The following is a 12,988-nucleotide window of genomic DNA, read 5'->3' on the forward strand; positions in this document are numbered from 1 at the left end:
CGGCGACGCTTGGCCGCGACTCCCGCTATCGGATTATTCCGACTTGCTCATCCAGCGGACGCGGTGGATGTCCTGGGCGTTGTCCTCGAAGCCGGTGATCTTCGGGGACACGACGTTCTTGGACACATACCAGTAGATCGGCATGGCGCCGAACTCATCCATGGCCAGCTTTTCGGCTTCGTGCATGTAACCGGCACGCTTGACCAGGTCACGCTCGGCGGCGGCCTGGGCCATCAGCTCGTCGAACTTGGGGTTCGAATAGCGGCCATAGTTGTTCTCGACGCCCGTCTTGAGGAGGTCGAGAGTGTTGGAGGCATCGTTGTAGTCGAGCAGCCAGCCGGCACGGCCGACCTGGAAGTCACCGGCGCGCAGGGCGTCATAGTGGACGGCGACTTCGGCGTTGAAGAGCTCGACTTCCACGCCGATCGGCTTCCACATGGAGGCGATGGCGACGGCGATGCGCTGGTGGTTGTCGTTGGTGTTGTAGCGCAGCTGCAACTTGAGCGGATGGTCGGGCGTATAGCCCAGGCCGGCCATGATCTCGGCAGCCTGCTTGACCTTCTCGTCATAGGGGAGCTTGGACCACTCGGGGACATACTGCTCGCCTTCGTAGTTGGCGGTACCCGGCGGGACCCAGCCATAGGCCGGCAGTTCGCCCGTGCCCAGCACGTCCGGGCCGATCACGTCACGATTGACCGCCATGGAGAGGGCCTTGCGGATCTCCATGTTGTTGAGCGGTTCCTTGGACTGGTTGAAGACGTAGTAGTAGACGCCCAGGAACGGAGCCACGTGTGCCTGGCCCGGCAGGTTGTCCTGCAGCCACTGGTACTGGTCGGCCGGGAAATCGGTGAGGATATCCAGCTCGCCCGCACGGTAGCGGTTGAGAGCGGCGGTCAGGTCTTCGGTATTGTTGAAGCTGATCTCGTCGATCTTGAGGTTGTCCTTGCCGTAATAGGTGTCGCTCTTGACGGCCTTGATGTAGGAGCCGGGCACCCATTCGGTAATCTTGTAGGGGCCGTTACCCACGATATTGGCCGGCTGCGTCCACTGGTCGCCGAACTTCTCGATGATGTCCTTGCGGATCGGGAAGGCGGTGTAGTGGGTCAGGGCCTGCAGGAAGAACGGAGTGGGAGCCTCGAGGGTGATCTCGAGGGTCTTGTCGTCGATCGCCTTGACACCGAGCTGGCTGAAATCGGTGATGTCACCGGACGCGATCTTGGACGAATTCTTGATCGGGTACTGGAGATAGGCGTATTCGGCCGCAGTCTTGGGGTCGAACAGGCGCTGGAACGCGTCCACGAAATTCTGGGCGGTGACGGGCTCGCCGTCGGTCCACTTGGCATCGGCGCGTAGCTTGAAAGTATAGGTCAGGCCATCGTCCGAAACGGTCCAGGACTCGGCCTGGCCCGGAATGGCATCGGCCTGGATGTCTTCGGCGACCAGACCTTCGAGATATTCGCCGACGATACGGTTTTCCCAGTCGCCGGAGACCTTGTGCGGATCGAGCGAACCGGGTTCGCCCCCGTTACCCAGATTGAGAGTGACGGCCTGCGCCGCGCCTCCCATGAACAGCGCCAGAGCGCCGGCGGTCGCGACCGCTTTAAGGACTTTGGTAATTTTCATTATCGTCCCTACTCCTGTTGTTTCCTGAACCCTGCCGGGATTGTTTCCCGGTTTTGTACTTTTCGTGCAGGTGGTTTTTTGCCATTCCACTTGCAAAGAAGCGCAGACCGTAGACAAGCTTGACGCAAGCGTCAACGGGCGTTCGGAGGAAGACAAACAGGTATTATCCTGCTTTCGACGAGCGATATTCTTGAGACGACCGAACGGGTTTTGAAGTTCTGGTACGGCTCCAAAAACTCAATAAAATACAATGATGTCTGGACTCATGAAGTTCTCGCCGTGGGCCCCGCAATGCACGGGGCGCCGGATCGATAGGTAAGACAAACTGTCTTATCGGCGAGCTCGCGGCTGCTCTACTGGCAATCAGGCGGCGCGCTCGACCAGCGCCGCCACGCCCATGCCGCCGGCCGTGCAGACCGAGATCAGCGCCCGTTCCTTGTCCTCCGATTGCAGGAGCTTTGCCGTGACCCCCAGGATGCGCGCGCCGGTGGCGGCGAAGGGGTGGCCATAGGCGAGGCTTGAACCCTTGACGTTGATCCTCTCCGGATCGATCTCGCCCATCGGCGTCTCGCGCTCGAGCACTTCGCGGTTATACTTGGGGTCCCGCCAGGCCTTGAGCGTGCATAGCACCTGGGCGGCAAACGCCTCGTGCAGCTCGAAAAGGTCGATATCGGAGAAGGCGAGGTTGGACCGGCGCAGCATTTCGGAAACCGCAATGGTCGGCGCCATGAGCAGCCCGTCGCCGGCGGCAAAGTTGTTGGCCGAAACCTTGCCCATCGAAAGATAGGCCAGCACCGGCAGGCCATGGGCTCTGGCCCAGTCCTCGCTCGCCAGCAACACCGAGGCGGCGCCATCGGTCAGTGGAGTGGAATTGGCCGCAGTCAGCGTGCCATGGCCCGAGGACTTGTCGAAGGCCGGCTTCATCGTCGCCATCTTTTCGAGCGTGGTATCGGCTCGGACGTTGTTGTCACGCCAGATGCCGGCGCAGGAGACGAGCAGGTCATCGTGAAACCCCTCGTTATAGGCGCGCGCGGCGTTCTGGTGGCTGCGCAGCGCCAGCTTGTCCTGGTCCTCGCGCGAGATTTGCCACTGCCGCGCCATCAGTTCGCAATGCTGGCCCATGGAAAGGCCGGTGCGCGGCTCCTGGGTCGATGGCGCCACCGGCGCCAACTCGCCGAAGGAGAAGCCCTTGAGGGCCTTGAAACGTTCGCCGACCGAGCGGGCGCGGCTGAGCTTGGAGAGGCGGTGCTGGAACTTGTCGCCGACCACGATCGGCGCGTCGCTGACCGTATCGGAGCCGGCTGCGATGCCGCTCTCGATCTCGCCGGTCGCGATCTTGGCGCCCAGCATGAGCGCCGCCTGCAGGCTCGTGCCGCAGGCGATCTGCACATTGGTGCCCGGCGTGCTGGGGGAGAACCCGGCATCGAGGGTGGCCTCGCGCGCCAGGTTGAAGTCGCGGCTGTGGCCGATGACGGCGCCCGCCATAACCTCACCGATGGCCTCGCCCTTGAGGTTATATTTGTCGGCCAGCCCGGCGAGCGTCGTGCCGAGCATGGTGAGGTTGGATTCCTCGGCATAGCCGGTATAGCTCCGGCAGAAGGGAATGCGGGCTGATCCGACGATTGCGACGCGGCGCAGTTCAGTCATGAGCGGGATTTCCTTTATGCCCTGCCATCCTGCCGGGCCTTGATCGGCCCACCCAGGAACGGCGCAAATCCGGTGCCCAGGATCACGCCGATATCGGCGAGGTCCGCATTGGCAACGACGTTTTCGGCGACGACGGTCTCGGTGGTATCGACGAGTGGCTTGACCAGCTCGCGCCCGAGCGCGGCGAGATCCGGATGCTCGGGCACCGGCCCTTTTTGAGCCTTGCCCTTCTCCCATTTGTAAAAGCCAGCACCGGTCTTGCGCCCGAACTTCCCCGAAGCGACGAGCGCGGCGAACTTGCTGCCCTCGGGGACGGGATGCCCCAGTTCCTGGGCCACGGACTTGCCGACATCGAGCCCCACGGTATCCATGAGTTCGATCGGCCCCATCGGCATGCCGAAGGCAACCGCGGCGGCATCGAGCAGTTCCTTGCTCTCGCCATTCTCCACCCGCTGCACGGCGCCGAGCATGTAGGGCATGAGCACGCGGTTGACGAGGAAGCCGGGCGCCGATTTGACGACGACCGGACTCTTGGAGATGGCCAGCACGAAGGAGGCCCCCAGCGCAATGGTCTCGGCGCTGTTGAACCGGGACTGGATGACCTCGACGAGCGGCAGTTGCGCCACCGGGTTGAAGAAGTGAAGGCCGATGAGCCGCGCCGGCTCCTTCATGCCCTCCGCGATCCGTTCGAGTTCGATGGACGACGTGTTGGTGGCAAGGATCGCCGTGGGCTTGGCCCGGGCTTCGAGGTTGAGAAAGACCTTGTGCTTGATGTCGAGGTTCTCGACCACCGCCTCGATGATGACATCGGCGCGCGGCACGCCCTTGCCCTCGACATCGGCTTCGAGCCGCGCCATGGCCGCCGCAACCTCGCGCGGTTTCTTGAGGCGTTTCTGGAAGAGTTTTCTGGCTCGGTCGAGCGCGGGCTTTATGCGATCGAGATCGAGGTCCTGCAGCGTCACCGCCAGTCCGCGCAGCGCACACCAGGCCGCGATGTCGCCACCCATCACACCGGCACCGATGACATGAACGCGGTTGAACTGCGGCTTGGCGCTGCCCTTGAGCACCTGCTTCTTGAGCCCCTCGGAGAGGAAGAAGACGCGGCGCAGGTTTGTCGCGGTCTCCGAGCCCATGAGCGGCACGAAGCTGGTGATCTCGCCCGCCGACATGGTGCGCCAGTCGTCGCCGTGCTTTTCGAAGAGGTCGATGAGCGCATAGGGCGCCGGATAGTGCTCGGGTCGCGCCTTCTTGGCCACCTCCTCGCGCAGCCGCCGCACGAGCGACGGACGCGCCAGGCTCAGCCCCATGATACGCTTGGTCCAGCCTGCCGGATGGGACCGGCGCTTCTGAAGCACCGCCTTGCGGCCCTCCCAGCGCAGGTTGTCACGATGGCGCACCAGCTTGTCGACCAGCCCCATGCCGCGCGCGACCCCGGCCCTCAGCATGCGGGCGGCCAGCATGAGCTGCATGGCATCGATCGGCCCCGCCTGCCGCAACGAACGCCCGGTGCCGCCGAAGCCCGGGAAGATGCCCAGGTTCACCTCGGGAAAGCCGATGCGCGTCTTGTCGTTGTTGACCGCGATCCGGTAGTGGCAGGCCAGCGCCAGCTCGAGCCCGCCGCCCAGGCAGAAGCCGTGGATGCCGGCGACGAAGGGTATCTTGAGGTTCTCGATGCGCTGGAAGAGCGCATGGGTGCGCCGCAGCGCCTCGGACAGGATAGAAAAATCCGACATGGCGTCGAATTCTGAGATATCGGCCCCGGCGATGAAGCCGCTTTCCTTGCCCGAGAGCAGGACGACGCCGAGCAATTCCTCGCCATTGGCCATTTCCTCGATATGTCCGACCAGCGTTTCGAGCTCGACGATGGCCTCTCGCGAGAGCGTGTTGACGCTGGCGCCGGGAGTATCGATGGTCAGCCAGCCGATCCGTTCGAAATCGACGGTGAACGTCCAGTTCCGTAGTTCGGGAAGTGCCACGTGCAGCTCCTATTCGGCGGCGCGGGAAAGTTGGCGGGGGGCGAGCTCATCCGGATCGAAGTCGTCTACCTTGATGGCTCGGTCGGTGGCTTCGTCGGCGGCGCGCAGCAGCTTGGCTTCGTCCTCGGTGAGCACGCCCGCCGCCACCGCATCGATGATTGCGTCGCGATCGAGCCGACGCTCGATAATCCGCTTCTTGATGGCCCGCACGAACTTCGCCTCCGCTTCCTCGGCCGCCGTCACCTTGAGAAACCCGTCTTCGAGAACGCCGGTGATGTCGTTGGGATCCATGCTGACATAGGTGCCGGCGGTAAGCCGGTCGCGGAAGGCGCCCGGCCGCAGCACGGCGCGCACGAACCGGTAGTTGGCCCGATCCGAAGAGGCCTTGGCATGCCGGCCCAGCGGGAAGGCAAGGATGCGCATCACCCAGCCCAGGAACGGATTGGGGAAGTTGGCGAAGACCTCCCCGAAGCTCGCTTCGATGGCCGCGCAGCAATCGGCCATGATGGCGTCCACCACCGGCCGGTCTTCCTCGATGCGGCCCTCATCCTCGTAGCGGCGCAGCACCGCCGACATGAGGTAGAGGTTGGAGAGAATATCGGCCATGCGGCCCGAGAGCTTCTGCTTGCGCTTGAGGGCCCCGCCCAGGAACACCACGGTCCAGTCGCCCACCAGCGCAAAGTCCTGCGAATAGCGGTGGAGTTGGCGATACCAGCCCGCCATCTCGTGGTCGACCGGCGAGGAACAGAAGCGGGCGAAGGTCAGCCCGTGGAGGAGGCTGGCGATCTTGTTGTGGCCCATATAGGCGATGTGCCCGCCAAAGGCGGCGTCGAACGCCTTGAGCCCCTCGCGCTTATCCGGGTTCTGCACCGCCGCGATTTCGCGATAGAGATAGGGATGCGCCCGCAGCGCGCCCTGCGCGAAGGTGATGAGGGTGCGCGTGAGGATATTGGCGCCTTCCACGGTAATGGCGACGGGCGTGTTGGCGTAGCCCGAGAACATGTAGTTGCTCGGCCCGTCCTGGATGGCGCGGCCGCCATGGACGTCCATGGCGTCGTTGACCCGGTCGCGCATGGCGTCGGTGGTGCGGTACTTGAGCAGCGCCGAGAGCACTGACGGACGCTGGCCTTCATCGACCATCGAAGCGGTGAGGGCGCGCGCGGCCTCGAACGTATAGGCGGACTTGATCATGCGGGCGAGCGGGTCCGCCACTCCCTCCATGATGCCGACCGGAATGCCGAATTGCCGGCGAATGCGAGCATAGGCACTGGTGACGCGCAGCGCCTGCTTGATCGAAACCGTGCCGATGGCGGGCAGCGAGATGGCGCGGCCGGTGGCCAGGCACTCCATGAGCATGCGCCAGCCCTGCCCGGCATAATCGGTGCCACCGATCAGGAATTCCATGGGCACGAAGACGTTCTTGCCCTTGATCGGCCCGTTCATGAAGGCCGAGCGCGCCGGATAGTGCCGCCGGCCGATCTGGACGCCCGGAAAATTGGCCGGGATCAGAGCCAGGGTGATGCCGACATGCTCGCCCTTGCCCAGGTGGTTGTCCGGATCATGGAGGTTGAAGGCGAGCCCGACAAGGGTGGCGACGGGGGCCAGGGTGATATAGCGCTTGTCCCAGGAGAGGTTGACCCCCAGCACCTGCTTGCCGCGATATTCGCCGTAGGCGACGACGCCCACGTCGCGCATGCCCGCGGCATCCGAACCCGCGTGCGGGCCGGTAAGCGCGAAGCACGGCACTTCCAGCCCCTGCGCCAGGCGCGAGAGATACTGCTTCTTCTGTTCGGGCGTTCCGTACTTTTCGAGCAGCTCGCCCGGTCCGAGCGAATTGGGCACCATGACGGTGATGGCGGCCGCGACCGAGCGGCTGGCGATCTTGGAGACGACCATCGACTGCGCCTGCGCCGAAAAGCCCAGGCCGCCGTGCTCCTTGGCGATCAGCATGCCAAGGAACCCCTTGTCCTTGAGATATTGCCAGACTTCGGGCGGCAGGTCGGCTCGGTTGTGGCGGATGTCCCAGTCATCGATCATCGCGCACACTTCGTTGACGGGGCCGTCGAGGAAGGCCTTTTCCTCTTCGCTCAGCGTCAGCTTACGGATGTCCATGAGCTTGGACCAGTCGGGCTTGCCGGAAAACAGTTCCACATCCCAGCCGACGGTGCCGGCATCGAGCGCTTCCTGCTCGGTGGTCGAGACGCGCGGCAGGATGGATTTGACGAAGCGGTAAGCCGGCCCGGTCAGGACGACGAGACGGATCTGCTCGACCGAGAGCAACCCAAGGACGATGGCCGGAACCAGCGCGAGAACGAGCCAGAGGTCGAAGGCGAAGCCGGCCGCGATACGCGCCAGGATGCCGATCGCGAGGGCGGCAACCGCCCACTGCCAGAGCGGCGCCTTGCGCAGCGCCAGGGCACAGACCGCGACGATACCTACCAGCCAGACGATCAGGGTCATTGAGTCCTCCTCTCCGACACGCGTCACCCCTAGAACATAGGGCAAGCGGGTAAAGAATGCATGCCCTTTACGTATACGTCAACTCACGGCCTCAAAAGTAAGCGTGACCGCGTAGGTCATTCAAAAGTGTTAGGACAGCAATTTGACGCTTACGTAAGGCCATGGAATACTTCCGCCAAAACGAGGGAAATCCCCCGGAGGAAGACTGAATGGCATCTGCGGTCGAGACCCCTGACCACCCACGTCCCTGGCTGAGCCATTACCCGGAAGGGATAAGCTGGGAGCTCGATGCCGATTTCCAGCCGGTGCACGAGCAGGTCCTGGCGGCCTGCGCCCGCGAGCCCCTGGCGACGGCACTCGATTTCCTCGGCGGCACGATGAGCTTTGGCGAACTGGCCCGCTCGATCATCTCGCTTGCCGGCGCGCTCCAGAAGCAGTTCGGCGTCCGGAAGGGTGTGCGCGTGGCACTGATGCTCCCCAACACGCCCTTCTACGTCATTTCCTATTATGCAGTGCTCCGTGCCGGCGGCACGGTCGTCAACTGCAACCCGCTCTATACCGTGCACGAGTTGGCCCACATCGCCTCGAACGCCAAGGCCGACCTGATGATCACGCTTGATCTCAAGCAGATCTTCGAAAAGGCCGAGGCCCTGGTCGAGGCGGGCCACGTCAAGTCGCTGGTCGTCTGCCACTTCCCCGAAGCGCTGCCGCTGGTCAAGCGCGCGCTCTTTTCCATCGCCAAGCGCCGCGACCTGGCCAATGTCGGCAAGTCGCGGGTCGCAGCCCAAATTACCCGCTTCGCAGAAATGCTGGCGCGCAGGGAAACGCCCGAACCGGTGATCATCGACAAGACCAAGGACATCGCCGTCCAGCAATATACCGGCGGCACCACCGGGCTCCCCAAAGGCGCCATGCTCACCCATGCCAATATCGCGGCCAACATGGCCCAGATCGACGCCTGGGGCTGCGGGTTGTTCTACCCGCCCTCAAAGGTCATCGCCGTTCTGCCCTTCTTCCATATCTTCGCGATGACCGTGTGCATGAACGTGCCGCTGTGCAACGGCATCCAGGTGGTCATGCTGCCCCGCTTCGAGCTGAAGTCGCTGCTCGACATCTTCATGCGCACCAAGGCCAATATCCTGCCGGCGGTGCCGACCCTGCTCCAGGCCCTCGCCAAGGCCGACATCAAGGCCGAGCAGATCGCCAGCCTTGAGATCGCCATTTCCGGCGGCGCCGCGCTTCCCAATGAGGTCCGCTCCAAATTCGCCAGGATTTCACCGGCGCGACTAGCCGAGGGCTATGGGTTGACCGAGGCCTCTCCGGTCGTCTGCTGCGCCGCGCTCAAGGTGGCTTCCAAGCCGATGTCGATCGGCCTCCCCCTGCCCGGCACCGACCTGCGGTTCGTTGATGTCGATACCGGCAAGGCCGTCGGCATCGGCGAGCCCGGGGAACTTCAGGTCAGGGGCCCCCAGGTCATGGCCGGATATTTCGACGACGAGCAGTCCACGCGCGACGCCTTCATGGACGGCTGGCTGCGCACCGGCGACGTCGGCTATGTCGATGAGGACGGCTACGTCTTCCTCGTCGATCGCATCAAGGACCTCATCATCTCGTCCGGCTTCAACGTCTACCCGCGCAATATCGAGGAAGCGCTGATGGAACATGAGCTGGTGGACGAGGCCAATGTCATCGGCGTGCCGGACGACTATCGCGGCGAAGCGCCGGTGGCCTTCGTCAAGCTGGTCAGCGGCGCCTCGATCGGCGAGGCGGAGCTCAAGACCTTCATCTCGGCCAAGCTCAACAAGATGGAGATGCCGCGCGAGATCATCTTCAAGGATGCCTTGCCGAAAACCCTGATCGGAAAGCTCTCCAAGAAAGAGCTGCGGGAGGAATACAGCCAGAGGAAAGGGCAGCGCCGTGAACCGGCCAGAACCTGAGAACCGCGACCTCTTCGCGATTGCCGACCTCGCCCGCGAGTTCGGCATCTCGACGCGCGCCATCCGCTTTTACGAAGCCAAGGGCCTGATCGCGCCCGAGCGCGTCGGCGCCACACGCGTCTTCCGTCGCCGCGACCGCGCCCGGCTGATCCTGATCCTGCGCGGCAAGCGTCTGGGCTTTTCGCTGCGGGAAATCTCGGATTATCTCGGCCTCTACGACGCCAACCGCACCCAGCAGGCCAACATGCTGGTCGAAAAGGTCGACGAACGCCTCAGGATGCTCGAACAGCAGCTCAGCGACATCCAGACCACGATCGCGGAGCTGCGCGAGATGCGCAAGCTGGCAGTGGGCGAGATGGAGAAGGCTTGAAGGACTGAAGCGCAGGGAAGCGGCACAGACGCACTCCTGGTGCGCTACTAGCGCCCCTTGCGGTTCTTCACATTGCTCGTCATCGGGCTTGGCTTTTTCGGCTTCTTCCACCCCTTTGGCGGCTCAGCCACGGGAATGTGCGTGCCCAGCCCCATCGCGCCCGGCGGCGGCTGGCTGACCACCGTGGCGGCAGGCCCGTCATTCGGGTCCTCGGCCTGGCGCGGCGCCTTGCCCGAAAGCGCATCGATCTCGTTGCGCAGCCTGGCGGCCAGCTCGAAATCGAGGTTGGCGGCAGCCTCCTGCATCTGCTTTTCGAGTTCGACGATCTTCCTGTGGACAGACTGGAGCGACATGGCTCCTCCTAGCTGGCATTGACGAAGACCATCATGTCCTCGAGCGTTGCGGCCTCGTTCATGGGCTTGTCCCAGCGAATGCGGTTGATGCGCGGAAAACGCAACGCCACCCCGGACTTGTGCCGGTTCGATTGTTGCGCCGAGTCGAAGGCGATTTCGAGAACCAGTTCCTTCTTCACCTCGCGTACCGGCCCGAAGGACTGCACCGTATTAGCGCGCACCCAGCGGTCGAGCTGTTTCAGTTCCTCGTCGGTGAAGCCGAAATAGGCCTTGCCGATCGGCACGATCTCGTTGCCCTTCCATACCCCGAAAGTGAAGTCCGAATAGAAGGAGGAGCGCTTGCCATGCCCGCGCTGGGCATACATCAGCACGGCATCCACGACATTGGGGTCGCGCTTCCACTTGTACCAGTACCCCTTGGGACGGCCAGGTATGTAGGGCGCCGCGCGCAGCTTGACCATGACGCCTTCGTGTCCGTGCTCGTCGGCACCGCGCCGCCGCAGCTCGGCCAGTTCCTCCCAGGTCTCGAAGCCCAGGACCGGCGAGAGGTCGAGCCGGGTCTGGGGATTGCCGGCGAACCATTCCTCCAGGTGGCTGCGCCGCTCGGTCCAGGCCAAAGCCCGGATGTCTTCGCTGCCGTCGAACAGCATGTCGTAGACCCGGATGAAGGCGGGGAATTCGCTCAGATGCTTGCCGATGGCGACCTTGCGGTTGAGGCGCTGCTGCAGGTCGTTGAACGAGGCCGGCTCGAAATCGTGGCCCACGAGAAGCTCGCCATCGAGTACCGCCTCCCCGAAGACATTGTCCACGATATCGGGGAAGGCCTCGGCGATGTCATCGCCCGTGCGCGAGAACAGCGACACCCGTCCGCGCGACATGATGAGTTGCACGCGTATGCCGTCCCACTTCCACTCCGCGGCGAAATCGGCGGGCGCCAGCTTGCCGATATCCTTTTCCTCGTCGATCGGGTTGGAGAGCATCAGCGGGTGGAAGCGCGCCGCATGGTCGATGTCGGGCCGCCCGGCCTTGCCGTCGAGCCAGGCGAAGAGCTCGCTATAGGGCAAGGTGATACCGTGCCACACCTCCTCGATCTCTTGGAGATCCTTGCCGCTCATCTGCGCCAGTGCCGTCTTGGCGAGGCGTGCCGAAATGCCGATCCGCAAGGCACCCGTCGCCAGCTTCACCAGCGCCCAGCGCTCGTTGATTTCGGCGCGGGTAAGGAGCGAGGCGATGAGGGCCGGCAGCTCGCTTTTGGAGGTGGTGTTGAAAAGTTCGATGAGGTCGGTGAGGCTCGGCAGGTCTTCCGTGCCGCCATGATGGGGCCAGATGAGCGCGATGGTCTCGCCCAAATCCCCGACATAGTCGTAGGAAAGCCCGAAGAGGTAAGGATCGACCTCGCGCAACACCACCTCGCGCAGCACCGCGGGCTTGACGTTCTTGAAGGTCAGGGCCCCGGTCAGCACGGCCAGCGCAAAGCCGCGATCGGGGTCCGGCGTCTCGCGGAAATAGTTGGTCAGCGCCTCGATCTTGCGATTGCGCGACGGGGTCAGGGCCAGAAGCTCGAGGAGCTGGGCGAACCGCTTCATTCCTCTTCCCCGTTGTCTTCGAACCCCTGGATGTTGAGCGGCTCGGCCGTGAGGCCCTGCTGGCGGCAATAATAGACCAGCGCATCCTCTCGCCCATGCGTGACCCAGACCGTGCTGGCGCCAGTCTCGGCAATGGTCTGGCGCAATTCGTTCCAGTCCACGTGATCGGAAATGACCAGCGGCAGCTCGACCAGGCTCTGTCGCGCGCGCTGCTTGATGCTCATCCAGCCCGAAGCGAAGGCCAGCACCGGGTCGGCGAGACGTCTGCTCCAGCGGTCCTTCAAAGCCGAGGGCGGCGCGATGACGACCGCGCCCTCAAGTTCCGATTTCGGGGCATCGATGGCGAGGCGCAGCTCGCCCAGCGGCACGCCGCGCTCCTCGTAGAGTTCACACAGACGCACCATCGCCCCGTGAAGGTAGATCGGTGCCTCATACCCTGCCCCGCGCAGCAGCGAGATCACCCGCTGCGCCTTGCCCAGCGCGTAACAGCCGATGACGTGTGAGCGGTCGGCACTGTCGCGTAGCGAGCGCAGGAGGCGGGCTATCTCGATCTCCGGCTCGGGGTGCTGGAAGACCGGCAGGCCGAACGTGGCCTCGGTGACGAGAAGATCGCAGGGCACCAGTTCGAATGGCTGGGCAGTGCGGTCGGGGTGGCGCTTATAGTCACCCGTGACCACGACACGCTGGCCCTGATGTTCGATCAGCACCTGGGCGCTGCCCAGGATATGCCCGGCGGGATAGAGGGTGATGCGCACGCCGTCGATATCGAGCGGCTCGCCATAGGCGAGCGCCTGGAAGGAGCCGGCGCAATCCTCCCCGTAGCGCACCTTCATGATGGCGATGGTATCGGCCGTTGCCAGCACCTTGCCGTGCCCGGACCGCGCATGGTCCGAATGGCCATGGGTGATGATGGCCCGATCCTTTGGACTGGCTGGATCGATGAAAGTGTCGATCGCACGGATATGGAGGTTACGGTCGAGGATCGGGCTGGCCATGGTTCATACTAACGCGAAATTCGCCTTCGCGTTCAGTCCCG

General features: G+C 63.8%; 9 protein-coding genes. 2 read left to right on the forward strand and 7 right to left on the reverse strand.

The features are described 5' to 3' along the window. Positions 1–33 precede the first annotated feature (33 nt). The 4 genes from FNA67_RS18245 to FNA67_RS18260 all read right to left on the reverse strand — a co-directional run bounded on the left by FNA67_RS18245 (position 34) and on the right by FNA67_RS18260 (position 7,706). Positions 34–1,623 carry a peptide ABC transporter substrate-binding protein gene (locus tag FNA67_RS18245; protein WP_371874386.1) on the reverse strand — a complete coding sequence of 530 codons (1,590 nt, stop codon included), beginning with the start codon at positions 1,621–1,623 and terminating at the stop codon, positions 34–36. 363 nt (positions 1,624–1,986) lie between these two features. Next, complete coding sequence (locus FNA67_RS18250) at positions 1,987–3,270, reverse strand: acetyl-CoA C-acetyltransferase (RefSeq protein WP_147657427.1); 1,284 nt, start codon at positions 3,268–3,270, stop codon at positions 1,987–1,989. A 14-nt stretch (positions 3,271–3,284) separates the two neighbouring features. After that, the gene (locus FNA67_RS18255; RefSeq protein WP_244616388.1) at positions 3,285–5,246 is read right to left on the reverse strand and encodes a 3-hydroxyacyl-CoA dehydrogenase NAD-binding domain-containing protein; all 1,962 of its coding nucleotides are present in this window, start codon (positions 5,244–5,246) and stop codon (positions 3,285–3,287) included. Between the two features lie 9 nt (positions 5,247–5,255). Then, positions 5,256–7,706 carry an acyl-CoA dehydrogenase gene (locus tag FNA67_RS18260; RefSeq protein WP_147657431.1) on the reverse strand — a complete coding sequence of 817 codons (2,451 nt, stop codon included), beginning with the start codon at positions 7,704–7,706 and terminating at the stop codon, positions 5,256–5,258. Positions 7,707–7,915: 209 nt separating this feature from the next. Between FNA67_RS18260 and FNA67_RS18265 the strand changes: the two genes are divergently transcribed. Further along, positions 7,916–9,643: a long-chain-fatty-acid--CoA ligase gene (locus FNA67_RS18265; protein ID WP_147657433.1), complete on the forward strand. Its 1,728-nt coding sequence runs from the start codon at positions 7,916–7,918 to the stop codon at positions 9,641–9,643. After that, the gene (locus FNA67_RS18270; RefSeq protein ID WP_049706494.1) at positions 9,624–10,013 is read left to right on the forward strand and encodes a MerR family DNA-binding protein; all 390 of its coding nucleotides are present in this window, start codon (positions 9,624–9,626) and stop codon (positions 10,011–10,013) included. Before FNA67_RS18265 ends, FNA67_RS18270 begins: the two co-directional genes overlap by 20 nt. Before the next feature lie 47 nt (positions 10,014–10,060). Here the strand turns inward: FNA67_RS18270 and FNA67_RS18275 are convergent, their stop codons facing one another. Genes FNA67_RS18275 through FNA67_RS18285 form a run of 3 tightly spaced genes read right to left on the reverse strand, consistent with a single transcriptional unit; the run spans position 10,061 to position 12,947 of the window. Then, complete coding sequence (locus FNA67_RS18275) at positions 10,061–10,366, reverse strand: UvrB/UvrC motif-containing protein (protein WP_147657436.1); 306 nt, start codon at positions 10,364–10,366, stop codon at positions 10,061–10,063. An 8-nt stretch (positions 10,367–10,374) separates the two neighbouring features. After that, positions 10,375–11,952 (reverse strand): cisplatin damage response ATP-dependent DNA ligase, encoded by a 1,578-nt coding sequence (locus tag FNA67_RS18280; protein WP_147657438.1) that lies wholly within the window; start codon positions 11,950–11,952, stop codon positions 10,375–10,377. Then, positions 11,949–12,947, reverse strand: coding sequence for a ligase-associated DNA damage response exonuclease (locus tag FNA67_RS18285; protein ID WP_147657440.1), 999 nt, complete (start codon positions 12,945–12,947; stop codon positions 11,949–11,951). The genes FNA67_RS18280 and FNA67_RS18285 overlap by 4 nt, the downstream gene beginning before the upstream one ends. Between the last annotated feature and the right edge of the window lie 41 nt (positions 12,948–12,988).

This window comes from Youhaiella tibetensis, from assembly GCF_008000755.1.
GTDB lineage: Bacteria > Pseudomonadota > Alphaproteobacteria > Rhizobiales > Devosiaceae > Paradevosia > Paradevosia tibetensis.